Source organism: Staphylococcus sp. GDY8P85P (genome assembly GCF_017892405.1).
Lineage (GTDB): Bacteria > Bacillota > Bacilli > Staphylococcales > Staphylococcaceae > Staphylococcus > Staphylococcus borealis.
On record NZ_JAESLA010000025.1, the window covers coordinates 23,844 to 49,980 of the forward strand.

General features: G+C 34.7%; 24 protein-coding genes and 2 pseudogenes. 8 read left to right on the forward strand and 18 right to left on the reverse strand.

The annotated features are described in order from the left end of the window. The first annotated feature begins 44 nt into the window (after positions 1-44). The 3 genes from hemQ to KA828_RS06370 all read left to right on the forward strand — a co-directional run bounded on the left by hemQ (position 45) and on the right by KA828_RS06370 (position 2,784). Positions 45-794: a hydrogen peroxide-dependent heme synthase gene (gene hemQ, locus KA828_RS06360; RefSeq protein WP_204194001.1), complete on the forward strand. Its 750-nt coding sequence runs from the start codon at positions 45-47 to the stop codon at positions 792-794. Positions 795-1,551: 757 nt separating this feature from the next. Then, the gene (locus KA828_RS06365) at positions 1,552-2,319 is read left to right on the forward strand and encodes a threonine/serine exporter family protein (RefSeq protein WP_053031384.1); all 768 of its coding nucleotides are present in this window, start codon (positions 1,552-1,554) and stop codon (positions 2,317-2,319) included. A gap of 12 nt (positions 2,320-2,331) precedes the next feature. Then, the gene (locus KA828_RS06370) at positions 2,332-2,784 is read left to right on the forward strand and encodes a threonine/serine exporter family protein (RefSeq protein ID WP_053031382.1); all 453 of its coding nucleotides are present in this window, start codon (positions 2,332-2,334) and stop codon (positions 2,782-2,784) included. Between the two features lie 79 nt (positions 2,785-2,863). Here KA828_RS06370 and KA828_RS06375 read toward each other — a convergent pair whose 3' ends face one another. The 4 genes from KA828_RS06375 to KA828_RS06390 form a co-directional block, all read right to left on the reverse strand. Next, positions 2,864-4,345: an APC family permease gene (locus KA828_RS06375; RefSeq protein ID WP_204193999.1), complete on the reverse strand. Its 1,482-nt coding sequence runs from the start codon at positions 4,343-4,345 to the stop codon at positions 2,864-2,866. A gap of 126 nt (positions 4,346-4,471) precedes the next feature. Beyond that, positions 4,472-4,840, reverse strand: a complete 369-nt coding sequence (locus KA828_RS06380; RefSeq protein ID WP_161632370.1) for a DUF423 domain-containing protein — start codon at positions 4,838-4,840, stop codon at positions 4,472-4,474. A gap of 27 nt (positions 4,841-4,867) precedes the next feature. Next, on the reverse strand, positions 4,868-5,251 hold the full coding sequence (locus KA828_RS06385; RefSeq protein WP_204193998.1) for a DUF5327 family protein: 384 nt from the start codon (positions 5,249-5,251) through the stop codon (positions 4,868-4,870). Continuing rightward, complete coding sequence (locus tag KA828_RS06390) at positions 5,252-5,911, reverse strand: uracil-DNA glycosylase (protein ID WP_053031374.1); 660 nt, start codon at positions 5,909-5,911, stop codon at positions 5,252-5,254. Positions 5,912-6,050: 139 nt separating this feature from the next. On the opposite strand from KA828_RS06390, the gene thiD reads away from it, so the two are divergent. Both thiD and vraX read left to right on the forward strand, forming a co-directional pair. Next, complete coding sequence (gene thiD / locus KA828_RS06395; RefSeq protein WP_204193997.1) at positions 6,051-6,881, forward strand: bifunctional hydroxymethylpyrimidine kinase/phosphomethylpyrimidine kinase; 831 nt, start codon at positions 6,051-6,053, stop codon at positions 6,879-6,881. 251 nt (positions 6,882-7,132) lie between these two features. Beyond that, positions 7,133-7,303 carry a C1q-binding complement inhibitor VraX gene (gene vraX, locus KA828_RS06400; protein ID WP_011276668.1) on the forward strand — a complete coding sequence of 57 codons (171 nt, stop codon included), beginning with the start codon at positions 7,133-7,135 and terminating at the stop codon, positions 7,301-7,303. A gap of 338 nt (positions 7,304-7,641) precedes the next feature. Here vraX and KA828_RS06405 read toward each other — a convergent pair whose 3' ends face one another. From KA828_RS06405 to hxlA, 8 genes are all read right to left on the reverse strand, one after another. Beyond that, the gene (locus tag KA828_RS06405; RefSeq protein ID WP_070854321.1) at positions 7,642-9,048 is read right to left on the reverse strand and encodes an MFS transporter; all 1,407 of its coding nucleotides are present in this window, start codon (positions 9,046-9,048) and stop codon (positions 7,642-7,644) included. Between the two features lie 193 nt (positions 9,049-9,241). Next, on the reverse strand, positions 9,242-9,502 hold the full coding sequence (locus tag KA828_RS06410; protein WP_204193996.1) for a hypothetical protein: 261 nt from the start codon (positions 9,500-9,502) through the stop codon (positions 9,242-9,244). Then, a complete protein-coding gene (locus KA828_RS06415) occupies positions 9,492-9,872 on the reverse strand; it encodes a protein VraC (RefSeq protein ID WP_204193995.1) in 381 nt (126 codons plus the stop codon). The genes KA828_RS06410 and KA828_RS06415 overlap by 11 nt, the downstream gene beginning before the upstream one ends. Next, positions 9,841-10,986 (reverse strand): thiolase family protein, encoded by a 1,146-nt coding sequence (locus KA828_RS06420; RefSeq protein WP_210125780.1) that lies wholly within the window; start codon positions 10,984-10,986, stop codon positions 9,841-9,843. Before KA828_RS06420 ends, KA828_RS06415 begins: the two co-directional genes overlap by 32 nt. Next, positions 10,983-12,314 (reverse strand): long-chain fatty acid--CoA ligase, encoded by a 1,332-nt coding sequence (locus KA828_RS06425; protein WP_348634774.1) that lies wholly within the window; start codon positions 12,312-12,314, stop codon positions 10,983-10,985. Before KA828_RS06425 ends, KA828_RS06420 begins: the two co-directional genes overlap by 4 nt. Before the next feature lie 223 nt (positions 12,315-12,537). Then, positions 12,538-15,828, reverse strand: coding sequence for a CapA family protein (locus KA828_RS06430; protein WP_204193990.1), 3,291 nt, complete (start codon positions 15,826-15,828; stop codon positions 12,538-12,540). A 275-nt stretch (positions 15,829-16,103) separates the two neighbouring features. Then, positions 16,104-16,652, reverse strand: coding sequence for a 6-phospho-3-hexuloisomerase (gene hxlB, locus KA828_RS06435; RefSeq protein WP_053031360.1), 549 nt, complete (start codon positions 16,650-16,652; stop codon positions 16,104-16,106). Between the two features lie 2 nt (positions 16,653-16,654). Then, entirely contained in the window at positions 16,655-17,287 is a 633-nt protein-coding gene (gene hxlA, locus KA828_RS06440; protein WP_053031358.1) for a 3-hexulose-6-phosphate synthase, read from the reverse strand. A 269-nt stretch (positions 17,288-17,556) separates the two neighbouring features. Here hxlA and KA828_RS06445 point away from each other — a divergent pair, with 269 nt between their 5' ends. From KA828_RS06445 to folE2, 3 genes are read left to right on the forward strand one after another with little or no spacing between them, the layout of a single operon-like run. Next, positions 17,557-17,919 carry a YojF family protein gene (locus KA828_RS06445; protein WP_174841478.1) on the forward strand — a complete coding sequence of 121 codons (363 nt, stop codon included), beginning with the start codon at positions 17,557-17,559 and terminating at the stop codon, positions 17,917-17,919. A 13-nt stretch (positions 17,920-17,932) separates the two neighbouring features. Continuing rightward, positions 17,933-18,598, forward strand: coding sequence for a bacillithiol biosynthesis deacetylase BshB2 (gene bshB2, locus KA828_RS06450; protein ID WP_204194332.1), 666 nt, complete (start codon positions 17,933-17,935; stop codon positions 18,596-18,598). Between the two features lie 13 nt (positions 18,599-18,611). Next, complete coding sequence (folE2, locus tag KA828_RS06455; protein WP_053031353.1) at positions 18,612-19,490, forward strand: GTP cyclohydrolase FolE2; 879 nt, start codon at positions 18,612-18,614, stop codon at positions 19,488-19,490. A gap of 73 nt (positions 19,491-19,563) precedes the next feature. On the opposite strand, the gene KA828_RS06460 is transcribed toward folE2, so the two are convergent. The 6 genes and pseudogenes from KA828_RS06460 to KA828_RS13395 form a co-directional block, all read right to left on the reverse strand. Further along, complete coding sequence (locus tag KA828_RS06460) at positions 19,564-20,865, reverse strand: MFS transporter (RefSeq protein WP_107630099.1); 1,302 nt, start codon at positions 20,863-20,865, stop codon at positions 19,564-19,566. Between the two features lie 69 nt (positions 20,866-20,934). Further along, positions 20,935-21,159, reverse strand: a complete 225-nt coding sequence (locus KA828_RS06465) for a hypothetical protein (RefSeq protein WP_210125782.1) — start codon at positions 21,157-21,159, stop codon at positions 20,935-20,937. Positions 21,160-21,168: 9 nt separating this feature from the next. Further along, positions 21,169-22,785, reverse strand: a complete 1,617-nt coding sequence (locus tag KA828_RS06470; RefSeq protein WP_210125784.1) for a poly(glycerol-phosphate) alpha-glucosyltransferase — start codon at positions 22,783-22,785, stop codon at positions 21,169-21,171. Positions 22,786-22,909: 124 nt separating this feature from the next. Beyond that, positions 22,910-23,032 (reverse strand): LPXTG cell wall anchor domain-containing protein, encoded by a 123-nt coding sequence (locus tag KA828_RS13295; RefSeq protein WP_083324134.1) that lies wholly within the window; start codon positions 23,030-23,032, stop codon positions 22,910-22,912. A gap of 483 nt (positions 23,033-23,515) precedes the next feature. Then, a pseudogene (locus KA828_RS13390) lies at positions 23,516-24,667 on the reverse strand (SdrD B-like domain-containing protein); the annotation flags it as partial. A 54-nt stretch (positions 24,668-24,721) separates the two neighbouring features. Beyond that, a pseudogene (locus tag KA828_RS13395) lies at positions 24,722-25,825 on the reverse strand (fibrinogen-binding adhesin SdrG C-terminal domain-containing protein); the annotation flags it as partial. Between the last annotated feature and the right edge of the window lie 312 nt (positions 25,826-26,137).

The window sequence follows — 26,137 nt, forward strand, 5'->3', positions numbered from 1 at the left end:
TCTGTATTAAACAATAATAATCAATTTTCGAAGGAGCGATACACATGAGTGAAGCAGCTGAAACTTTAGATGGTTGGTACAGTCTTCATTTATTCTATGCTGTTGATTGGGCAACATTCAGACTAGTGCCTGAGGACGAACGTGAAGCAATGATTAATGAATTCAAGACATTCATTAACGATAAAGCTAGCGCCAGAGAACAACAAGCCGGTGACTATGCACTATATAATATTACTGGTCAAAAAGCCGACATATTATTATGGTATTTACGTCCGGAAATGAAAGAATTAAATGAGATTGAGAATGAATTCAATAAACTTCGTATTGCTGATTTCTTAATTCAAACTTACTCATACGTATCAGTTATTGAATTAGGTAATTATCTAGCAGGTAAATCGGATGAAGATCCATATCAAAATCCACATATTAGAGCAAGATTATATCCTGAATTACCTAGAACAGAATATATTTGTTTTTACCCGATGGATAAACGTCGTAATGAAACATACAACTGGTATATGTTACCAATGGAAGAACGTAAGAAATTAATGTATAACCATGGTATGATTGGCCGACAATATGCAGGTAAAATCAAACAATTTATCACTGGATCAGTTGGTTTCGATGACTTTGAATGGGGTGTAACGCTATTCTCAGACGATGTACTACAATTCAAGAAGATTGTATATGAAATGCGTTTTGACGAAACAACCGCTAGATATGGTGAATTTGGTGGGTTCTACATTGGTCATATCTTAACAACAGATGCTTTCGAACACTTCTTCGCTATCTAATCTATTGTTAAGTCATTTTATCACTTGTTTATGTATAACTTGTTCCCTTCTAAGCTTGCTGCAATAAGCTTTCGAAGGGAACTTCTTATTTATTAAAGATAGAAATCCGTTTTAAATACTCCCATTAACACTATGATATCGAACTGCAATATTCACTATGATTCATCTAATCAGAGTTTAATCGACGACCATTTAGGGAAAAATATAGTCTAGTAAAGTCGTGCACAAGTCCACAATAAAAACAACCTGAGACACATGCGATGTCTCAGGCTATTATAGTGTAGTATGCGTTTTGGGAGAACTTAATTACTACTCTGAACATTAACAACCATAGTCATATTGTCGCTACCCAAAATGACTCATAAATTGCTAACTAATTATTATTTAACCAAATTGTAATATTTTGAAACATTATAGAATGAGTTTCTATATAATTTTCATTTTAAATATATTGCAATTTTATACTATTTTGATTAATATACACGCTTTGATTTATCTCGACTACTTTAATGGTATACTGTCTTCATTGTGCAGAATGGCGTATGCGTTGTAGTCATTGAATGCCAACTTACTTTTTAGTAAATCCTCTAACGACATACACTCAATAATGCCTTCACGCATGTTTATAACAACTTACTATAAACGTATGACTTTAAATGAATTAGTCGATTTAATATGATAACTTAAGTTTAAATAGCTTTAATATCTCAGATTGATTGACTATAATTATGAATACATCTTAACGAATGGTGATGAAATGGATAATACACAAATACATGAAAATGCAGATGAAAAATTAATCAAAGACGTCGTCATGATGGCTGGACGTATATTATTAGAATCGGGTGCAGAAGGAACACGTGTTGAAGATACGATGACTCGTATTGCGCGTAAACTTGGCTATTCTGAAAGTAATAGCTTTGTCACTAATACTGTCATTCAATTTACATTACACAACGAATCTTACCCTCGAATTTTTAGAATTAACTCACGTGATACCAATCTCATTAAAATTTCACAAACAAACGAAATTTCACGTTTAATAACTAAAGGTGCTATTACACTTGAAGAAGCTAAACTAAAGCTTGAAAATATATATGTTGCTAAACGAGATAGTAGCTTATTATTTAAAGGGATTGCTGCGGCTATTATCGCGATTAGTTTCTTGTACTTACAAGATGGTAAACTGATCGATGTTATCACAGCACTGTTAGCAGGTGGTTTAGGCTATCTTGTCGTTGAAATTTTAGATAGACGCTTACATGCGCAATTCATTCCAGAATTTCTAGGATCGCTTGTTATCGGTATTATATCGGTACTGGGACATCACTTATTACCTACCGGAGACCTCGCAACCATTATTATCGCCTCTGTTATGCCAATCGTTCCCGGGGTGCTTATAACCAATGCCATACAAGACTTATTTGGTGGCCATATGCTTATGTTTACAACGAAATCCTTAGAAGCTCTTGTCACCGCTTTTGGTATTGGCGCTGGCGTTGGCTCAGTATTAATCTTAGTTTAGGAGTGGGAATGAATGTTTTGGATATTAAACTTAATTTTTAGTTATACCGCTTCACTATTTTTCTGTGTGATCTTCGATGCGCCTAGAAAGCTCTATCTTTCATGTGGGTTTGTAGGTGCCTGTGGTTGGATGGTTTACATTCTCTTCTTTCAAGGGTTAAATGTACATACCATTTATTCAAGTTTCTTTGGTAGTTTAGCACTAGGTTTAATTAGTCATTATATGGCTCGTACAAAGAGAGAGCCGGCAATTATCTTCATGGTACCTGGCATCATTCCACTTGTCCCAGGTGGCCTTGCATTTGATGCAACTAAGAATTTGGTGCTATTAGACTTTAGTAAAGCGATTAATACAATGCTTGAAGTCACACTGATTGCAGGTGCCATTGCACTTGGCTTATTATTTGCAGATCAAATTTCTAAAATTATATTATCTGGATTTGCAAGAACACGAAAAAGAATTTAACGTCCTTGATTATATATATGATATTAGAAAAGCGCGTGGCTCATTGAGCCCGCGCTTTTAAAATTGAACTTTTTTCACTCTATGATTTATAGGTATCGTCTACCATATCCTCAACTTCTTTTTCAGAACGATTTAAAATTAATCGACTTAATTCATCACTATCTATGTTCTTTAATTTCGGATAGCGAATCACAAAGAAAAGCAATCCTATCACTAGCCATCCGCCTAACGCAATATAAGACGGCATTGACAATGACGCCGGTGAACCAGGCACTAATAATAATAAAAGGAAGATAAACGATACAATCGAACCTAAAATGGCAAAAGTCTTATAGACAGGCCCATACGTATTGCTTTCTTTATTAAAGCTAAATAACTTAGCAGCAGATAAACATGTAATAAAATAAGCAATCGATACGCCTGTTGACGACATATCAACAATCCATGTTAATGCCGTACGACCTAACCAAGGCGCAATTAAAGTTACAGCTACTAAAAAGATAATCGCAATATAAGGTGTTTTATACTTAGAATGTAATTTACTAAACGCAGTTGGCATAATTCCAGAACGCCCCATCGAGAAGAGTAATCGACTGGCACTCATCAAGAAGCCATTTAAACCTGTAAAAATACCCATAATAATCGCTATAGCTAATACACCTAAGCCAATGTAACCAAAGGCAGTTTGTGTTGCTGCACCTGTCACCCATAAATTACCATTTAAACTTGCACTATTCGTACTTAACCAACCTGTATATAAAATCATAACGACATAAGTTAATGACGCTGCAAGCAAACTATAAACAATTAATTTAAACGTCTTATTCGGTGAAAAGTTAAATTCCTCCGCAGTTTGGGGAATGTTGTCAAACCCAACATAAGCCCATGGTGCTACTGCCACAATCATAATAATAGATGTAAACCAGCCTGTACTTGGATTGGCTAATGGTTGTAAATTATTAAAATCAAAATTATTACCAAAGAATGAGCCAAAGAACATCAGTAAGACAACGATGACCATAGCTACACAAAAGTAATATTGTAATGAACCAGATACACTTGCGCCACGAATGGCTACAAACATAAACACAAGTAATAATACTGTTGCAATAATGATTTCAGTTATGTAAACATCCCAGCCTGCAATCGTGTATAATCGCCCAGTATTAAGCAAATCTGGGAGTAGAAATTTCACTAATAAACTAAACGCAGTCGCATTAAGTGCAACCACACATACATAGCCGAATGTTAGAAACCATGATGAGAAGAAACTAACATATCTTCCGAAACTTAAATAACTAAATGCAAAGGCGCCCCCTGAAACTGGAAATCGCTCTACTAAAGCGCCATAACTCACTGCAATAAGTATCATTAATAACGCACCAATAACGATACCGATAGATGCCGCAATTGGTCCCGATTGCTTAATCCAATCTCCAGGTAAAATAAAGGCACCCCAACCAATACATGAACCATAAGCAATCGCCCATACAAATTTTTCAGAGAGGTTCTGTTTCAAATCGCCTCGATCTATATTCTGATTTTTATTATTTTTGCTCATAAAATAAACTCACCTCAAGTATGCTATATACCCCAAAGGTGAGTTATTTAATCTATAGTATTGATACAATATAAGTGTTTAACTATTTAAATTCAATGACATAAAGGCTTTAAATCATATTAAATATCACCCTACAAATTTAAATGTAGAAATGATAAGCATAAGCCAACCTGCAATAAATAATACGCCACCAATAGGTGTAATCGCTCCTAAAATGCGAATTTGTGTTAAAGCTAGAATATATAATGAACCACTAAAGAACACAACACCTAGGAAGAGTAGCCAGCCTGCCCAATTCACATTAATAGATGTTGTACCACTAATCACCCCAATAATGATTAATCCTAATCCATGGTACATTTGATAATTTACCGCTTTTTCCCAAACTGACATATATTTATCCGATAATTTACCTTCAAGTCCGTGCGCACCAAACGCCCCAGTACCAACTGACATCATCGTACATAACGCACCTAGTATTATAAACAATTTCATCATATCTCTTCATTCTCCTTATTCAGTTTAAAAATCAAATATGGATTCGCCATTACCGATTTCATCGTCCGTGATCATCGTATTAGACGGTAAGTGATTATTCTGTGTCGATTTCATGGTATTTGGAACTGTTCCACCCATCGCTTCGATTTCTGCAGCTGTCACTTTAGATTTATTTTGTGACGTTGATGTATTAGAACTTTGGTTTACCTTTGAAAATGACGGCGTCACCGTATTGGTAAAATCTTGACTTTGTGTCTTAGAAGACGCCGACTTACTGTCACCATTGGCATAGATCGACGTTAGTGTATGGATTGCATACATATGTTTCTCAAATTGTTGCGCATTCGTCGCCTCATCAGCTTGCACTAATTCTTGTTCAATCAACTGAATTACTTGTGCTTTATTCATTTAAACCTCCCCATTCTCACACCAATTTATAGGTGTTTTACCTTTACTTATTAAATAATCATTCGCCTTTGAATATGGTTTAGAACCAAAAAATCCGCGATACGCCGATAAAGGACTTGGATGTGGTGATTTAATAATATAATGTTTGGATGTATCAATTAATTTAATCTTCTGTTGTGCAGGTTTCCCCCATAATATGAACACAACATCCTCACGTTGTTTCGAAATCGCTTGAATGACTTCATCTGTAAATGTTTCCCATCCAATATCTTTATGAGAATGCGCTTCGCCTTGTCGTACCGTTAAAACGGTATTTAGTAATAAGACGCCTTCACGTGCCCAATCTTGTAAATGGGGTGATGTTCTGTGACATCCGATATCATCTTCTAATTCTTGGTACATATTTCTTAATGATGGTGGGAACTTGGCATTGGGTTGTACCGAGAACGCTAAACCATGCGCTTGATTTGGACCATGATAAGGGTCTTGACCTAATATCACTACTTTTACATTTTCAAATGGTGTTAAATCAAAGGCTTGATAAATATTTTCTCGATCTGGGTAGACAATTTGCGTCGTATATTCTTTTTCTAAAAAATCATGCATCTCTGTAAAATCGTGTCGTTCCGTAATATCGTGAAATATTTCTGACCATTCCATCGCTTTCACCTCAAGCCATATTTTAACATAATGCGCACCTTATAAGTTATTGATTTCATCCATTACTTCAAGCTAGCACGTTGTCCGATAAACATGCTATGATTAGACATAGATTAGAAATTGTCGGGAGTGAATGTACATGGCTTTAAAAAAAGTATTAACAATTGCAGGTTCAGATACAAGTGCGGGCGCTGGTATGCAAGCTGACCTTAAAACATTTCAAGAATTAGACACATACGGTATGGTCGCTTTAACTGCTGTTGTAACGATGGATAAAGAAACTTGGTCACATGATGTGACACCTCTTCCAATGGATTTATTCGAAAAACAATTAGAAACAGCGATTTCAATTGGTCCAGATGCAGTTAAAACAGGCATGTTAGGTACACAAGAAATCATTAAACGTGCTGGTGAAGCATTTGAACAATCAGGTGCACAATATTTCGTAGTCGACCCTGTTATGGTATGTAAAGGGGAAGATGAAGTACTTAACCCAGGAAATACTGACGCAATGATTGAACATTTATTACCTAAAGCAACTGTTGTCACACCTAACTTATTTGAAGCTGGTCAACTTTCTGGTTTAGGTAAATTAACTTCTATTGAAGACATGAAAAAAGCAGCAGAAATCATCTTCAATCAAGGTGCACAACACGTTATTATTAAAGGTGGTAAAGCGTTAGATCAAGATAAATCTTACGACTTATACTATGACGGCAATACGTTCTATCAATTAACTACAGACATGTTCCAACAAAGCTATAACCACGGTGCTGGTTGTACGTTTGCAGCTGCTACAACAGCATACCTAGCAAATGGCAAATCACCTAAAGAAGCTGTGATTAGTGCGAAAGCATTTGTTGCTTCAGCAATTAAATACGGCTGGAAAATGAACGACTTCGTAGGTCCTGTAGATCACGGCGCATATAACCGCGTTGAACATATCGATGTAGAGGTAACAGAAGTATAATAGTAAACACTTAATTTTTATTAACTCAAACTAACCTCCTCAATAAAGTCTTTTTTAAGATCATTTATTGAGGAGGTATTTTTATTAAAGTCATTCACATTAATTTAGGCTTATTATAAATTCTAGGTATTAAGTCGTAGAAAGTGATAGGCTATACGTTGTATCCAAAGTTGGTACCTTGGGCTCATGTTTTTATTTTAAAATTGCTTTACTATATTAAGTGTAGAGAGACAAAGGAGGAATTACACATCATGATTATCTACAAGCAAAATATAGAGAATGGTATCCCAATGTACGAAATCATTACGAAAACCTTCAAGACAATTACGGTAAAATTTGATGAAACGTTTAACAAGAATGAAATCTATAAATTGCTCTCTCTACTAGAAAATGACCTTGATAACATGAAACTAGGTTATTAAGTCATTAAGACATCAAGAAGCACAGTAAAAGTGTTTTCCAAATTGAGAATTCAAACAGATGAATTATTCCCAAAATTGACTTAAAAGTTCTTATGCCCCCTAATACTATTGAGTAACTTTAAAAGTCATTAATCATTCCTAAACTCACCTTATTTAAATAGCGTCGATGTTAGACGAGGATTGTCCCCCCTCGTATGCTTAGAGCGTAACTTTAAGCTTTGCTAACATTGACGCTATATTTTTACGTAGCTAATTATTTATAGTACTTCTATTTAAAGTTAAATGAATTAAAAAACGCATTGATGCGAACGTGCATCAATGCGTTTAATTGATAATTACTATGCGTTTTTATTTTTCTTAGTCTTAATCCACCATAATGCTTTTTTAGGATTTGATTCATAAAATTGTAAATCTTTTTTATTATCAACATTAGGATAAGATCCTTTAAGTGATTTACCGGCAGTACTTACATGTAGTACTGCAATCACAATAAAGCCGATAATACTAATTGCTGTTAAATAATACGCTGGTGCGTAAATATTACCAGTTGATTCAACTAACCATGAGTTCACTAAAGGTGTCGTACCTCCGAATAATGAAACGGAAACATTAAACGTTACCGCTAATGTTCGATATCTAATATGTGTATAGAACATTGTTGGTAATGAACCAGGCATTGTTGCTTCATATGTTGATAAGAAGAAACCTAAAATAAACACACCAAGAATAATGAATGGTAATGATTGCGTATTTAATAAACTAAACGCAACGATACTTAATAGTGTCAGACCACCAGTACCAATTAAGAATACCTTCTTCTCACCGATTTTATCTGCTAATTTACCGAAGAATAAAGCTAATGGAATCATAATTGCCATAACACAAGTAATTAATACACTTGTTGTTGTTTGGTCAATCTTAACAATTTGTCCTAAGTATGTCGGTAAGTAGGCAGTCACTGTATAGTTAGTTACATTGAAGAAGACAACTGCTACGAAACATACTAAGATATCTTTAAAGTAATAACGAATAATTGTAAAGAATCCTATATCGTCACGTTCTGGTGCCTGTACATCATTTTCATAAATTGGAGATTCTTCTAACTTACGACGTAAATAAAGTCCAAATAAACCAAGGAATAATCCTAGGATAAATGGAATTCTCCAACCCCAAGCTTCCATTTGTGCATCACTTAAGAAGAAGCTTAATAATGCAATCATAATAGAAGCAGCAATATAACCCGATAGTGTACCAATTTCAAGACCACTACCTAAACTATTACGTTTCTTATCTGGTGAAATTTCAGCAATATAAGTCATCGCACCTGCATATTCCCCACCAGTAGAGAAACCTTGTAACACTCTAGCAAGTAGCAAGAGCGCTGGTGCCCATAAGCCTATCGCATCGTAGTTTGGTAAAATACCAATCGTTAATGTTGATAAAGCCATTAAAATAATTGTCGTAGTTAATACAACTTTACGTCCATATTTGTCACCAATAATACCAAATACGATCCCGCCTATTGGTCGTAATAGGAACGCAATTGCTAATGCGGCAAACGTAAATATCTGTTGAATTTGTGGGTTCTGTACCGGTGAAAAGAAATTCGCACCGATATACGCTGTAGTGTACGCATAGACACCAAAGTCGAACCATTCCATGGCGTTACCAATACCTGTAGCAAACACTGTTTTCTTCGCTGTTTGCCCATCGACCATGTTAATTCTATCTTTTTTAAAATCCATGACCTGTAACACTCCTTTTGTTTATGTTACATAATTATACAGACCTAATGAATGTTGTCAAATTACTAAAAATTATATTAATTTCAAAAATACAATATTATTCATATTGCAGAATTTAACAATATTCTTATGTACACGCTTTCAAAATTTTAATAAAAGCAAAAAAAGTTATAATTAGAAAATAATATTTTTATCAATTTCTAATTATAACTAGTTTTACCCCACCTGATTTATTCGAAACAATAATTTTATTCTTTCCAACAACTTCAAATCCCACAAACTCATTGATACCAATGCTTTCAAGATATTTAATTTTATATTTATCCCAGTGTTGATCTAACATTGAAAATACCTTTTCAACGATGAACTGTCCTGGTACAATATCGCTATGAATTGGATTTTCATCATCAACAATTTTTAAATATTGATCTACCAACTCTTTATTAAAAACCATATATTCCCTCCCCAGAAATAAATATTTGTTCGATAATCATACAAGTTTTATTATTTTTATTAATTTCTAATTTAAAGATAAAACGGTTAAATTGTTTTATTTTATCGCAACTTTTATACGTTAAATATGCACAATATTGCATGTCACTTTCTAAATTTTCAAATTTCTCAACATTAGTACGGACTAGTCGTATCGGCTTCCCCTTGAAAACTTGGAACATTTTAAATTTAGGCCATAGTTTAGCACACATTAATGGTGGAACGATGCCATCATACGCCATACCGATTACATCACAATAACTATGCACATCATGCTCATGAAATTCAATTGTTATCATTTCACTGGTTCCACTTTTCAAAGAGAATTGCATTACCCATACCTCCTCCTATGCCCATCGTAGTAATTCCTAACTGCCACTTAGGCAAGTTTAATAGTCTAGCAACTAATGCCGCGCCACTTGCACCATATGGGTGTCCTGTAGCAATCGCACCACCCCATTGATTTACCTCCTCTATACATGCATGCAGCTCATTTATGGATGCAAGTACTTGTGAACTAAAGGCTTCGTTAAGTTCAATCGCTTGGATATCTTCAATATTTAATTGCTGTTTCTTTAATAATTGTGAAACTGCAGGTACTGGTCCAATTCCTAGTAACGTTGGATCCACACCTGTTGTAACAGCATCTTTAAACACCATGCCGTATTTCAAGCCTAATGCTATAGCCATTTCCTTATCCATAATTAAAGCTAGCCCAGCACCATCATTCTTCATGCAGCTATTTCCAACTGTTACTGTACCATTCGATATAAGCGGTCTTAATCGTTGCAAACGTGATTCAGTTAACGCTGGTTTCAAACTTTCATCTTTACACAACCACTTCCCCTTAACCTTTAAAGGTAGAATTTCACATTGTATATCACCATTATCAAAATGTGTTGTTGCCAATCGATGACTCCGTGCTGCAAATGCATCTTGATGCTGCCGAGAGATATTATAATGTTGCGCCACGTTCTCAGCTGCTTCAATCATGCCTGGATCTTGTCCTTCAGGTGCAAATGATGCGCGCTCATAAAATTGTGGCAACTGTGATTCATATACTGACTGAGGGCGTTTCATCTTCCAAGGCGCACGACTTGTACTTTCTACACCCCCTGCGATATACACGCGTCCAGCTCCACATTGCACCATTCGACACGCATAGATGATGCTTTCAAGTCCCGAACCACACTGTCGATCCACTGTAACACCAGGAATAGTATACTTTAAGCCAGACTCTAGTACTGCCTTTCTAGCAATATTGCCACCATTGCCTACCACATTGCCTAATACTACATCATCCACTTGATCTATAATTTCAGGAAAACTTGCCTTTATATTTTGAAAAAGTGGCACCAATAAGGCTTCAGGTTCTAAATGTTTCAACATGCCTCCATATTTACCAAATGGTGTCCGCTTAGCCCACACTATAACTGCTTCTCTCACGATTTAAATGCCCCCTTTAAATAAAGTGCTTGTACTTTACGCCGTGCTACCTTGCCGCTATTCGTAAAAGGCAGTTTACTGACTTTCACAATCTTAGATGGTATTTCATACCTTGATAACGTTTGTTGTAAATAATGTTTCAACGTTGCATATGTGAGTGCTCGATCTCCGAGATAGATTAATACAGCAATTTCACCAAACTGACGATGTGGTTCACCAATGACAACCGCTTCTTCAATTCCATCTAATAATTTCACTTGTTGCTCTATCACACTGGGGTATATATTTTTACCTCCAATAATAAGGCGATCGCTTTGACGACTCACTAAATAAAGATACTTATCTTTTACATAGGCGTAATCGCCTGTCTCTATCCAATTTTGAGGTTGCACCACCCCAGCATTAACATAGCCTGAATAAGTCATATTACTTTGAACCTTTAACAATCCAATATGCCGTTCATCTTGTTCTTCAAGTTGAATTGAAACATTCGGAAACACTTGTCCGACCGAATGCGTTGGCGCTGTTTGATTAAAATTATATGTAATAAAGCTTGCTTCCGATGTTCCAAAGAACTCAATGATGTTGGCGTGTTCATACTGTTGTGTCACTGCTTTAAACAATGGTTCTGATAATTTCGAACCACTACACAATATAGATGTAATACATGTTAATTTCGATTCGGTAGTTAATAATTGATGTAACATTGTTGGCACAAGAAATAACGCTATATTGGAATATTGTTGCCTTAATATTGGTATCAAGCGATGTGTGTTGAATTGTCTTTGTCCAATAAATGTTCTTCCCGAATAAAGCGCGTAGATGCAAGTGTACAATGATAATGAATGCGCGAGTGGACCAGGCGCAACTAAAATTTTTTCTTGGTTAAGTAATAAAGCTTCATTTTCTTTATATGATGCAACCCATGAAAGTTCATTTCGGTAATATGCCTTAGGTAGTCCTGTAGTCCCTGAGGTAAAGCCAATATGTAGTATATGTTCTACCTTCGCTTGTTCATTCATATATTGATTATATGTCCCATACGATACAGTCGGTTCAAAGTTGGCGATAGCTGTGGCGATATATTCAATGTGATACGTCTCTATGAGTTCATCAATTGTTGCTTGTGTCCACTTGGCATCTATAAAGCATGGCACACCGCCCATCATTAAAATAATAAAATAATTTGTCATATTCGTTATAGGTGAGTCACTCAGCAAGCCTACCCTACATCCACTTTGAAACATTGGCAACGTCACGGTATAGTAGCATATATTTTCGTATAACGCCTCATAACTTAATCTTTCATCATCAATTTGAAGCGCAATAGACTGCGGTTGTACTTAAGCATAATATTCAAGTCGCTTTAAAATTTCTAGCATCATATGACCTCTTTCGACCTTTAATGTTAACTTATTTTTATATTATGTTAACATTTATTCAAATTTAATTCTCTTATATTTAAATGAAAATTTGTATTGCGCTATAAATCACACTATAAAAAACCTTCCAAAATTACATAAGGAAGGTTAATAAAATTTAAAAGTTAATTTAATTAATTTTTAATGGTACTTCAAAGTAAAAATGATCATCTCGACCATTAATGATATCTAGCTTTCCACTATATTGCTCCAACATTTTTCTACAATGATTAAATTCTAATTCAGTAAGAAAGCGTGGTTGCCAGAACGTTTCTAGATTATTCCCATAAATCGGATATAGCTTTAGTTTCAATTGATTATTAGAACTTATAATTAATTGTGCTATAAAACTATATGGTGGTACATATCTTTGGTCATATTCCCCATTACTATTAAATACACCATTACCAATACTATACACTACAGTCGTATCATTTATATATTCAATTTTTTGCATCATATGTGCGCCGTGGCCAATAATTAGGTCTACCCCAGCCTGTTGCAACATTTTTGCATATTCTCGTTGTTTAGCATGAACACTCCCGAAATCGACACCCCAATGTGCGATAACAATCACTTTGGATCCACTATCTTTCATTTCACGAATTTTTTCATATAAGAAGGGATTTAAACATGCTACTCCAGGTTCATTACCTATTGCATAAAAATCATATTCACGATGCATTGGTCGTCTATACCAATATGCATTAAATATCGCATAATTTTGATTGTTAACTATAATATTAAATGGCTTCTCTGCTTCATTCTGATTTATAGCTGCACCAATTGTTGAAATTCCATTTAAATTAAAATGATTCACTGTACGTTCTAACCCTTCTACACCACAATCCATTAAATGATTATTGGCTAACGTAGCTAATTGTATATTTTCTTTTTTTAGTGTTTCAACTGTATGTACTTCAGAAGCATTTAAAACAAATGGCTTTCTTTGTTTCAGATAATCATTTTTATCGTCGGAAATTGCTGCTTCGAAATTACAAACATTAAAATCTCCTTTTTCTAAAATGTCACGAATACCATCAAAACTGTAATGTCGATTTTTCAATGTTAAGGCGTCATCAATACCTTTACGTCGACGTCTTTCTGTATAAAATTCTCCGAAATATGTGTCACCTATGATATTGATGGTATATGGTGTATTACGATTTTCACTAATTGTTACACTTTCTGAAGGTTGTAGTTCATTTTGAGTAACTTGCATAATGGAATTGTAAATCAATGCATCTCGGTGGAACGCATCTCGCGCCCCAATAACTACAGTTATATATTCTTCACCATCGATTTTTGATAATATTGCTCCTATTGAATGTTCTTGTCCATAAAAAATCCCATGAGAAGCAATTCCATAACTAAATAAATTTGATTCTGATTTATAAAGTTTATTTTTAAATACATAATTATTTCTTGATAAAATATCTTTAATGAATGGATATTTATTAAAGAGTAATTTACTTGCTAAATATAAATCCTCTAGCGTTAAATGCTGACGTTTACCTTTAATACGTCTACCAGTAATATTAAGCGCACTTTCTGAATGAGCACCAATCATTTGTGCAGACTTTTTAATTACTTCTAAACTTTCTTTATTCGAACCTTTAACAGTATTTGCCAACATCAAAATTGCATTAGGAGAAGATGTAACAATTGCAGCAGACAATAAATCATTTAAAGTAATTTCATCATTTTGCTTCAAGGGAATCGCTCTAGAATTGACACTTTCTCTAATTGCTTGTCTATCGGGCTTATAAGTTTGATGCAACTCTAGTTGATTGGCAAAGATTAAATCCAAGATATGATTAATTAACAATATTCCGCCAATTCCTTGATTTTGAACTACATCTTGTTTACCGATACTTGCAACTTTTATTCCTGACTTAACATTATATGTAGCAACACCATAACCATTACTAGGTATTGTATCTGTTAACTTAAACTGTACTCCTTTTGTTGTATATGAAATAATTTTACTCTTAACATTCTTAAAATCACTATTTCTAACAGAACCTTTAATTAAAACTAAGTCATCATTCTGAATGATATTAGCAACTTCAATTGCTAATTGATCTGCATTTTCATAATAACCTCCAATAATTTCTTTAGGTAATTTTTTCATAGCATATTTCATTTCTTTACCATGACCAAATACAATGTCAATATTTGCTTTAATGAGTTCATCGGCTATAAGTTCATGCTGTCTTTTGGCTTCTTGTGGATCCAATCCTATAATTCGTCCTAATACCGCTATCGTTTTACCTTTGTAAAATTTAGACTTTTTTTTCAATACTCGAATACCTTCAAGCATAGAGATTCCCATAGCATTCCAAGCATCGTTAATTAATGTAAAATTATCGCCACTCTTTGTGGTATATTCCTCAAAATTCTGTACCCCCATATTTGGCTTATATTGTTCTAAACGAGAAAGTACACTTTGACAAGATATTCCTAACAGTTTAATGATTGTTAATGCACCTACAATGTTTTGAATCATTGCTTCTCCTGACAATTGTGTATCGAATGATATGTTTTCTCCTATAATATAAGCATCTACGTGTGAATGGAATTTAAATTCTTCATATCTTATTACATAAGCATCTGAATCCTTATTAAAACCATAAGTAATAATATTTTTATTGTATTGTTTTACTGTTTGAACAACAGTTTCATACTCATTCATATCTCGATTAACCACTACATTCCCTAAATGGTTCATTCCTTCAGCAATTTTTGATTTTAATACTGCTATTTCATGAGCATTTTTCTCCTGTCCACCATCAATCGATGTAATCATTGCAATATCTGGAACGAATGTCTTAGCAATACCACCATTTCTCATCCATAAACTTGACACTGCAACTTCTAATACTAAATAGTCTGGTTGATTTATAGCATTTGCAATAGTTAGAGGAACTCCAGTTCTAGTGTTATGATTACCTCTTGTCGCATTAACAGAATTATTTTCACTCAATAACTCTTTTAATAAAGATTTACAAGTAGATTTACCTGCTGTTCCAGTAATTTCAATCGTTTTCCCCTTAAATACTTCGTAAGAAAATTGCCCTAACTTACGTATCGCACTATATGTATCATTCATGATGAATTGCGGAATATTCTCATTTAAATCTTCAATAGGATGGCGTGCAATAACACCACTCATATACGTCTCATATTCTTTCAAATTTTGATGTGTATCATTCCAACCTGCATAAATTCCAGTATTTCCAGAACCTCTGTGCCAAGTCTCTGAATCTATCGCTATAAATAGTGTTTTATAGCCATCATGACTATAATTCTTTATTTGTTGTTTATTAATATCAATATTATCTACATACCATCCATCTTGGGGTTTTCGATACCAATATCCTTCTAATAACTGTTCAATCAACTTTTTATTATATACCATATCCCTCATCCTATCGCCTTTAATAATGATTCATTATCTATTGTTAAAAATCACATTAAATTCATTTCATTCTTCAGTTAATTAAAACTAATTTTTATAAGTATTTTACATAGTTGATATTAAAATTAATATTTAAATATATACATAATATACTATTTATTATATATACTTGTTACATGCATTTGTAGCTAAATTTCTAAACTCTTTTTAATATTCCTATTTATATAAAAATAGGACTGAGACATTTTTTAATATCCCAGTCCTCAAATATTTATTTATTCTAAATTAGCATGATTATTTTGCATTTCTTCTTCATTAATATTAAAGGTTTCCATCAATCCTAATACAACACTATCTAAGAATAATAATGAGGATTGTTCAAATAAACTGCCTAGCGGTTGTTCAGAACCTTCAACATCATATTTTGTACCTGCAGGTAATTCAATAACTGTTTCCGCTAATTCGCCAATCGGAGAATCAGGGTTTGTTGTTAATAATACAACTTTAGCACCTACTGATTGTGCCTTTTCAGCTAATAAACGTAAATGCTCAGTTGAACCTGACCCAGACAAAATCACAAACAAGTCATGTTCTCTAATAGATGGCGTTGTTGATTCACCTACGACAAATGCGTCTTTACCTAATTGGTTCAATCGCATTGCGAAACTATTCGCCATAAAACCTGAACGCCCTTTACCGGCAGTGAATATTCTTTGCGCACCATTCACATCATTGGCAAAGCGATCATACTGTTCATCTTGTACGTGTGATAATGTACGATCTAATTCTTCAAGAATTAATTTATAATTTGTAAATTGAGACATGCTTATTTACCTTCAATCGCTTCACGACATTGTTTTGCTGCTTCAACAGGGTCATCTGCATTAGCGATACCGCCACCAACAATAACTAAATCAGGGTTTTCAGCTACGATGTCTTTAATTGTTTCTGGTTTAATACCGCCAGCTACTGCAACTTTAGAATTCTTAATTACAGATTTAACAGTGCGTAAGCTATCTAATGGAGATTGACCTTCAGCTTGTAAGTCATAACCCGTGTGTACTGCAATATAGTCAGCACCCATTTCATCTAATTCTTTCGCACGTTTTTCTAAATCTTGAACTGCAATCATATCAACTAATAATTGTTTGTCATGTTTATGTGCTTCTTCAACTGCTGCTTTGATTGAAGCGTCTTCAGCTACACCTAAGATGGTAACTACATCTGCACCAAATTTAATAGCTTGGCTTACTTCGTAGTCTGCTGCATCCATAATTTTAAGGTCTGCTAACACTTTAGCATTATTAATATTTTCATTTAAATGTTGAACTGCCGGTAAACCTTCATTGATAACAATTGGTGTACCAATTTCTACGATATCTACATATTCCTCAACTTTTTTAGCTAACTCTGCTGCTTCCTCTTTATTTAATAAATCGATTGCTAATTGTAATTCCAATGCAAACATCCTTTCGTTACTAAAGTCATATATCTTCAGTTCTTAGTTTTGTCTTTCACATTTATTAGTCTACCCGTCTTCTATCTTTTTAAACGATATAACTTCATCAAACCTTTATCTTATTTTTTATAAAAGCCCTTACAGTAATTCAACTATTTAAGGGTATAATTACCATTTTTTCTAAATAAATTGAGCAGAGATGTACAATTAGTCACATCTTTTTAGTAAAATAAATAGATAAACATATTGTATGGTTGCAAGGAGTGAAAGTGTTGGAACCCATTAACGCTGAAGAAGTACAACAATTATTAACATCATTCGAAAATAAACCTGTATACCTACACGTTGAAACGACTAATGGTGCGTATGCGAACCATTTCGATCAACGTGTCTTTAATGCGGGAACGTTTTTAAGGAATATACAAGTCACGTATGAACATGCACAACTTAAAGGTGGAGAGAAAGACCCTTATAGAGTTGGTCTAAAACTCCGCGATGGTGGTTGGGTTTACGTTCAAGGGCTAACGCATTATGAAATCAATGACAACAATGAATTTTTAATCGCAGGATTTAACTACGAAGGACAATTGGCTGCCACAATCGAAATCAGTGAAAAGCCATTTACAGTATAGAGGAGGTTTATTCATGAAAGATGAAAGACACGTGTTAATGATATTTCCACACCCTGATGATGAGACCTTCTCATCAGCTGGAACGATTGCCAGTTATATCGATAAGGGCATACCTGTCACTTACGCATGCCTAACATTAGGACAAATGGGACGTAATTTAGGTAATCCTCCTTTTGCAACTAGAGAATCACTACCTGATATTCGCGAGCGTGAATTAGAAGAAGCCATGAAAATCATTGGTATCACTGATTTACGTAAAATGGGGTTACGTGATAAAACAGTTGAATTTGAGCCTCATGAGCAAATGGATGACATGGTACAAAATTTGATTGAAGAAACCAATCCATCAGTGATTATTTCTTTCTATCCTAAATTTGCCGTACATCCCGATCATGAAGCAACAGCCGAGGCTGTAGTAAGAACCGTAGGACGTATGCCTAAGGATGAACGACCACGATTACAACTTGTAGCGTTTAGTAATGATGCACCAGACATACTAGGCGAACCAGATATATTAAATGACATTCGTGCATATCGAGATTTAAAATTGAAAGCTTTCGAAGCACATGCATCTCAAACTGGTCCATTTTTAAAACAATTAGCGAGTCCAGAAGTCGGTGGCGAAACGCAAAGTTTCTTAGACGTCGAACCATATTGGACATATCACTTTGAATCTTAAGGGGAGGTAAACAATGACTGAATTTGATTTATCTACACGTGAGGGTCGTTGGAAACACTTTGGCTCAGTTGACCCAATCGAAGGTACTAAACCAACAACTAAAAATGAAATGACTGACTTACAAAGCACACATAAAAATTTCTTATTTGAAATTGAAGAAGTCGGTATTAAAAACTTAATTTATCCTGTGAACATCGATCGCTTCCAAACAGCGGGGCGCTTTAGCTTCTCAACGAGCTTAAATAAAGATGAAAAAGGCATTAACATGAGCCGTATTCTTGAAAGTGTCGAAAAACATTATAACAATGGTTTAGAGTTGAATTTCGATACACTTTATCAGGTATTACGTACATTACAGACGAATATGAAACAGAATTCAGCAGGTGTTGATGTTTCGGGTAAATGGTTCTTTGACCGCTTCAGTCCAGTAACGAACATTAAAGCAGTAGGCAATGCCGATGTCACTTACGGATTAGCCATCGAACAAGACCAAATTACACGTAAAGAAATTACAATTGAAGCAACTGTAACAACACTATGCCCATGTTCTAAAGAAATCAGTGAATATTCAGCCCATAACCAACGTGGCGTAGTTACAGTTAAAGTTTATTTAGATAAAAATAATCAAGTGCTAGACGATTATAAAGAGCGAATTTTAGATGCTATGGAAGCAAATGCAAGTTCAATATTATACCCTATCTTAAAACGTCCGGATGAGAAGCGTGTGACAGAACGTGCTTATGAAAATCCACGTTTCGTCGAAGATTTAATTCGTCTAATTGCTGCTGACTTAGTAGAATTTGATTGGATAGAGGGCTTTGATATTGAATGTCGTAATGAAGAATCTATCCACCAACATGATGCATTCGCGAAATTAAAATATAGAAAATAATTGACGTATATAAACAAACATGGCAGTTGCCACACGTTCGAGTGTGATAACTGCCATGTTTTATGTTTATATATTATTGCTTAGCCATTTTCTTTTCACCTGGTTTAACAAAGCACATAGCTACAACACTGATTAGTGATGCTATAACCGCTGACACAAACATAGAAGTGTAACCATAACTTGCGACGAGGTACCCTGTTAATGTCGGTGCGATAACAGTCGCTGAGTTAACAAAGAAGTGTGTTATACCACCATAAGTACCTGTCTTATTCGGTGCAGTATCGATAATTACAGACCAGTACACACCATTAGGTAAGAAAATGAAGGCATTTCCTATCATCATTAGAAGCATAATTGCGACGATACTATGTGTAAATGGAATGATTAAGAAACAAATTGCTGCACAAATCATGCCAGCGATCGCAAAATATGAACGTGCGATACGTAAATTCCCCGTTTTATGACGTAACCAGTCAGATATATGACCGCCAAAATAAATCGTGAAACATGCTCCAATCCACGGCACCATACCTAAATACCAAAGTGAATGAATTTCAAAATGATACTCATCTTGTAGATACTTTGGTGTCCAAGTTAAAATTAAAAAGTTAACATATTGGAAACCAAAATACCCAAACATATTACCAACCAATGTCGGACTTTTAAAGAAATGGTACCACTTTTCATCCTTAGTATCTTCCGTTTCAACTGTCTTTTCTACATTTAAACTATCTTCCGTTGAACGAATTTCTTTCAATTCTGCTTCGGAAACACGCTTATTATCTTCGGGATAATCAGTAAATACAAATGCCCAAATGACTACCCATACTAAGCCTAATGCACCTAAAATCATGAATAATAATCTCCAGCTCGCAATCGTCAAGAAACCAGAAACAATCGGAGCAGTAATTAATGCACCAAGCGGCACGCCTATAAGTCCAAGTGCTGATAATAATCCACGTTCTTTAGGCGCAGCCCAGTTCGCATTTGTCTTACTAATAATTGAGAATACCGGGCCCTCTGCAACACCAAATAGTACTCTAAGCAATCCAAATCCTACTAACGCTGAACCTCCGAAAATTGCCATACCTAATTCTCCAGCATATGCCATTCCCATTTCAGCTATAGACCATGCCGTACCAGCGATAATCCAAACAAACTTTGGCCCCTTCTTATCAGCTGTTAATCCACCAATCAGTGATCCAAGCATATAGCCATAACCAAAGTAGCCTAGAATTTTACCCCAAGCGATAGTATCAAAGCCATATTCACTGATAATATCCTTTTGTGCGTATGAAATCGCGCCCCTGTCAATGTAATTAATCATTGTCATAATAATGATCATCGTAATAATAAAGTATCTGTATTTCTTCATTTCAGCCCCCACCCTTTGTAAGAAAAATTACTTTACTACGATATTTTACCATATTTTTTGTAAGCGTTATCACAAGGGTTTGAATAAATGAAAATTAAGTATTTCTTGTTTATTGGCAATATTATCTTTGGTTATAATTAAAGCAATTTCTTTATTTGGAGAAAAATACGCAGTCTTTTTGTTTTTTACAAATTTATAGATTGTCTCAAAATCATCTATTTCATTTGTTTCGCTATTATGAGTATCCTTTAACTCTCCACCTATAATATGATAAATATTTCCAATTGTTAGCATAATCACTACCTACCCTTTGAATGCCTTTTGGTACTGTACATACCCTGATAGATAATGCTCAATATCATCAATACGGACACGATAACCATGGTGTTTAATAAAGAAACTTCCTAAAATTCTAGATGGATTTTTAAAGTACATTGCAGTTTCAGGGTAAAAGAATCCAACTCTTTGATAATCTGCTCTAATATCAATAACTTCTTTTAAATATTCCTCATCTATCAAATGATTTACTAATTCCCCAAAACCAGTTTCTTTGGCTTTTTGAACTAATCTATAAGTAGCCATTAACATTTCCAAGAATGTTGGGAAAGTAGTTTCACGATTTTTAATATAATCTAGATACGTATTCACATTGTTTATACCAAATTCAAAATATTTTTCTTGAGGATTAATTTGAATTAATTCATTTGTACAATAACCTAACCAATGATCATGATATTGCCAATATTTCTTCTCAATGAAACGATCCATTAAATTTTCTACAGTTTTCAACCATACTTTATTATTATCTCTTTGATATAGTCTCAACAAAGCAAGCGCAGCTTCTCCATCATAATAAATAATTCTGAATTTCTCTTTTACGCTTAAATCAGGATAATTCAATAAGTGCGTCGTTTCATAGGTATCTTCATCAATCATTGAAAGAATACCGTTCGCCACTTTTTGAGCAGCTTCAAGATATTTAGGATTATTCTCATATTTTAAATATTCACATATAGCGAATATAAATGAAGCATTTTGTCCTAATTTAATTTCATTAGCATCTTCCGTATCATCATAGATATATGCTTTATCTTCAACTTCAAGTAATTGATTTGAAATAACATAATCAATTGCCTTTTCAACAGGTTGTAAACTTTTGCCTAAATAGGCTAATCCTTCTATTAACGCATATGTAGAAGATGAATGTCTTAAAATATTATAAAATCCAATTTCATTATCAAAATGTGGGAAATATCCATAAATATACTTACCATTATCTAACAACATATTCTGTAAAAAATTAGTGCTACTTTCAATTAATTGATCAATTTCATTCTCTAAATGATCTACTTTTCTTAAACCTTTTCTATAACCATTGCTGTATAGTTCATATACTTTCTCATTACCTATGAAGAAACCTTGTGTATAAAATTTAACAACTTCTTTTTCATTATAAAATTCACTAGAAAATGCCTTTTTGTTAGTCGTATATTTACGTAAATAATTATTAATATTTTTTTCAGAAAGAAATAATTCTTTAGTAGAATTATCTGGTCGAACAAAAGCATTTGCATTAATTTCTTCAGGTAACACTGCTAGATTCCATTGACTATCAAACGCTATACCAAAATCCACATAATTACGTCTTGTATTAATCAATTCTTTTTTTAATTCTTTAAATAGAACTTTTTCTGTTGACGTAACAATATCTAATTTAATCCACTCTGGAAACTGACCTGTCTTCTTTTTAAATTTAAGTGCTAATTTCGAAATATCTTGCTTAAGATAATTAGTTTTTTTGATTAATTTAACTTGGGCTTTGATGTTAGGTTTACCCAAACTTATAAAAACATAATTATTAATTTCGCTTTTATTATTTACTTCGGTTAATAAATTTTCTAATTTATATTCAAAATCCATAGTTTCCTCCTTATTTATAAATATTTATCCTATTTCCATTAATTTATATCATAGTATTTAAAATAAAACCAGGCCATAGAAGGCCTGGTTTTAAATTTCATTGTGTAAATATGAAGTCTACCTATTATTTTTCTTCATTATTTTTGTTTTTACGACGTCTGCCCACTAAGAATAATCCACCAAGTGCAGCGAATAATGAACCAAATAATGTGCCATTAGTTTGATTTTCATTACCAGTATCAGGCAATTCTTTGCTATTTGATTTATCTGCTTTGCCATGATTATCTTTATCTGCGTCTGCGTCACTATCTGCATCTGCGTCACTATCTGCATCGGCATCGCTATCTGCGTCTGCGTCACTATCTGCATCGGCATCACTGTCTGCATCGGCATCGCTGTCTGCGTCTGCATCGCTATCTGCGTCGGCATCACTGTCAGCGTCGGCATCACTATCTGCGTCGGCATCGCTATCTGCATCTGCGTCACTGTCTGCATCGGCATCGCTATCTGCGTCGGCATCACTGTCAGCGTCTGCGTCACTATCTGCATCTGCGTCACTATCTGCGTCGGCATCACTATCTGCATCTGCGTCACTATCTGCGTCGGCATCACTATCTGCATCGGCATCACTGTCTGCATCGGCATCGCTATCTGCGTCGGCATCACTGTCTGCATCGGCATCACTATCTGCATCTGCGTCACTGTCTGCGTCGGCATCGCTGTCTGCATCTGCGTCACTATCTGCATCGGCATCGCTATCTGCATCCGCGTCACTGTCTGCGTCTGCATCGCTATCTGCGTCTGCGTCACTATCTGCATCCGCATCGGCATCAGCATCCGCATCTGCGTCGGCATCCGCGTCGGCGTCGGCATCGGCGTCGGCATCCGTATCACAGTCCGCATCCGCATCACTGTCCGCATCCGCGTCAGCATCGGCATCTGCATCTGCATCCGCGTCGGCATCCGCGTCAGCATCTGCGTCGGCATCTGCATCAGCATCCGCATCAGCATCAGCATCCGCGTCGGCATCACTGTCCGCGTCAGCATCGGCATCACTGTCCGCATCCGCGTCAGCATCGGCATCACTGTCCGCATCCGCGTCGGCATCCGCATCGGCGTCCGCGTCGGCATCCGCGTCGGCGTCACTATCTGCGTCGGCGTCGGCATCCGCGTCGGCATCTGCATCACTGTCCGCATCCGCGTCGGCATCCGCATCGCTATCATCATCGAAGTATCCATTATCAATACTGAAGTCATCATGATCAGTAATTGTTACACGTACTTCTTCACCATCAGCATCTTTTTCATCATCACTACCTGAGTTTGTAGTTGTTTGAGTTAATCCTTCAGGCTTTTCAAAATGTACAATATAGTCTCCACTATCTAAATCATCAAAGCGATACTTACCATTTTCATCTGTTGTTGTTGTTTTTAATACGTTACCATTACCATCTTTTAATGTAACTGTTACGCCTGGAATACCTTTTTCATCAGAATCTTGAACACCATCTTTGTTAGTGTCTTTCCATACATAGTCACCTAAACTATATTTTGGAGTTTTATAGAAGCCACTATCTAATGTCCAGTTATCAGCACCATTAATTGTTCCTTTAGCAATTAAACCATCAGAATCTGTTGCATCATTATTACCCGTATCAACCTTAGTTGGTGTATAACCTTTAGGAGTTGTGAATTCAACAGTATAATCGCCATTTTGTAAATTATTAAATTAATATTTACCATTAGCATCAGTTGTTGTACGATCTAATTCGTTTCCATTACTATCTTTTAAAGTAACATAAACTCCCTGAATACCTTTTTCACTTGAATCTTGAATGCCATCTTTATTTGTATCTTCCCAGACATAGTCACCTAATGAATATCTCTTTAAATCTCCCTCTGCAGTTGATGAACCTTGAGCAAGTGAATATGAATTTCTATGAGTATAATTTTGTACATCGGTTTGTAATGTATAATCAATTCTGCCATTAGTAGCAGATGATTCACTATCTGGATTAGCAACTTGTTGGATGATATATTGTTTATTGCTAGCTGTCGTTCCATCTAATAAAGTTAAAGTTGCTGTCGTATTATTATTACTATAAGTCACCTTAAAATTATTTGTAACATCTTTAAGACCTGAAGTTACTGGAGTGAAACTATCAGCAAACTGATTTTGATTTGTCACTTCATAGATTTTAAAATTATTTGCATTAGGATCGAATTTATAGCCTGTTAATTGACTTACTAACACTTCTTTTTTGAAATTATTCTTAGGTTGATTGACATATACAGTCATATGTCGTGCTAATGTATCAGGATCAATATAATTTGTACCTGCAACTAGTGTATTTCCTTTTTTATTACCATAATCTACAGTAATATTTTCTGAATATTTATCATTACCTAGTGTAACATCCATCGGATACGTAGCTTTATCAGTATTAGCATTTTCGCGTTTAGAAAATGTAACTTGTTCGAAACTTCCTTTGATATTATCATACTGATCTACATAGTTTGTAAATGTATAAGTAGTAGAATTTGTAGCACTATTATATATACCTTTCGCAATTAAATTGCCATTAGCATTGTACAATTTCTGTTCTGTAGAAGGTAAACGTACTGAACCGGGACGGTAATAATTTCCATATTGGAAAGTAAATGTATCTCCTTCATGCACATCATCATCAACTGTATAATCCGCTTTCAACTTTAATACAGCCCCTGAAGTCGCCCAAAACTCCTCTTGTCCAGTATTTTTATTAATATTTGGTGGATCAATCTCTATATCAATATTTGAAAAATGAACCTTGTCATTAACATTTTGGCCAGTTGAAACTGCCGCTAATTTTCTAAGTTTTGATAAAGGACTTGCAGTATTAGAAGTTGTTCTTACATTAGTTGCTAGTGGCTCAGTTGCTGATAATGCCTGAATACCATAATCATTCTTATTTGTGTCATTAGCTAACGCTGCTTTCAAAATTTCATTATTTAACTCATCTTCTGATAAGCCTTTTAAATCACTATTATTTGCAACCATTTTTTCAATATTAGCTGCATTTTTTTCATCTACATTTAATTCATCTAAAGTTTGTTTAGTATAACTAACTTTGTCATTAACTGAACTATTTGCATCAATATTTACTGATCGGTTTTGCTTTTCTAGGTCTTTATAATTTTCTTCTTTTGTTGCTTCTTCTGTGTTAGCTTCTTCTGTGTCAGCTTCTTTTGTTGTTACTTCTTCTGTGTCAGCTTCTTTTGTTGCTACTTCTTTTGTTGTTGCTTCTTCTGTACTTGCTTCTTTTGTTGCTACTTCTTCTGTACTTGCTTCTCTTGTTGCTGCTTCTTCTGT

Coding starts and splice junctions, on each gene's coding strand:
- hemQ (WP_204194001.1), top strand. CDS start 45: ATGAGTGAAGCAGCTGAAACTTTAGATGGTTGGTACAGTCTTCATTTA.
- KA828_RS06365 (WP_053031384.1), top strand. CDS start 1,552: ATGGATAATACACAAATACATGAAAATGCAGATGAAAAATTAATCAAA.
- KA828_RS06370 (WP_053031382.1), top strand. CDS start 2,332: ATGTTTTGGATATTAAACTTAATTTTTAGTTATACCGCTTCACTATTT.
- KA828_RS06375 (WP_204193999.1), bottom strand. CDS start 4,345: ATGAGCAAAAATAATAAAAATCAGAATATAGATCGAGGCGATTTGAAA.
- KA828_RS06380 (WP_161632370.1), bottom strand. CDS start 4,840: ATGAAATTGTTTATAATACTAGGTGCGTTATGTACGATGATGTCAGTT.
- KA828_RS06385 (WP_204193998.1), bottom strand. CDS start 5,251: ATGAATAAAGCACAAGTAATTCAGTTGATTGAACAAGAATTAGTGCAA.
- KA828_RS06390 (WP_053031374.1), bottom strand. CDS start 5,911: ATGGAATGGTCAGAAATATTTCACGATATTACGGAACGACACGATTTT.
- thiD (WP_204193997.1), top strand. CDS start 6,051: ATGGCTTTAAAAAAAGTATTAACAATTGCAGGTTCAGATACAAGTGCG.
- vraX (WP_011276668.1), top strand. CDS start 7,133: ATGATTATCTACAAGCAAAATATAGAGAATGGTATCCCAATGTACGAA.
- KA828_RS06405 (WP_070854321.1), bottom strand. CDS start 9,048: ATGGATTTTAAAAAAGATAGAATTAACATGGTCGATGGGCAAACAGCG.
- KA828_RS06410 (WP_204193996.1), bottom strand. CDS start 9,502: ATGGTTTTTAATAAAGAGTTGGTAGATCAATATTTAAAAATTGTTGAT.
- KA828_RS06415 (WP_204193995.1), bottom strand. CDS start 9,872: ATGCAATTCTCTTTGAAAAGTGGAACCAGTGAAATGATAACAATTGAA.
- KA828_RS06430 (WP_204193990.1), bottom strand. CDS start 15,828: ATGGTATATAATAAAAAGTTGATTGAACAGTTATTAGAAGGATATTGG.
- hxlB (WP_053031360.1), bottom strand. CDS start 16,652: ATGTCTCAATTTACAAATTATAAATTAATTCTTGAAGAATTAGATCGT.
- bshB2 (WP_204194332.1), top strand. CDS start 17,933: ATGAAAGATGAAAGACACGTGTTAATGATATTTCCACACCCTGATGAT.
- folE2 (WP_053031353.1), top strand. CDS start 18,612: ATGACTGAATTTGATTTATCTACACGTGAGGGTCGTTGGAAACACTTT.
- KA828_RS06460 (WP_107630099.1), bottom strand. CDS start 20,865: ATGAAGAAATACAGATACTTTATTATTACGATGATCATTATTATGACA.
- KA828_RS06465 (WP_210125782.1), bottom strand. CDS start 21,159: ATGCTAACAATTGGAAATATTTATCATATTATAGGTGGAGAGTTAAAG.
- KA828_RS06470 (WP_210125784.1), bottom strand. CDS start 22,785: ATGGATTTTGAATATAAATTAGAAAATTTATTAACCGAAGTAAATAAT.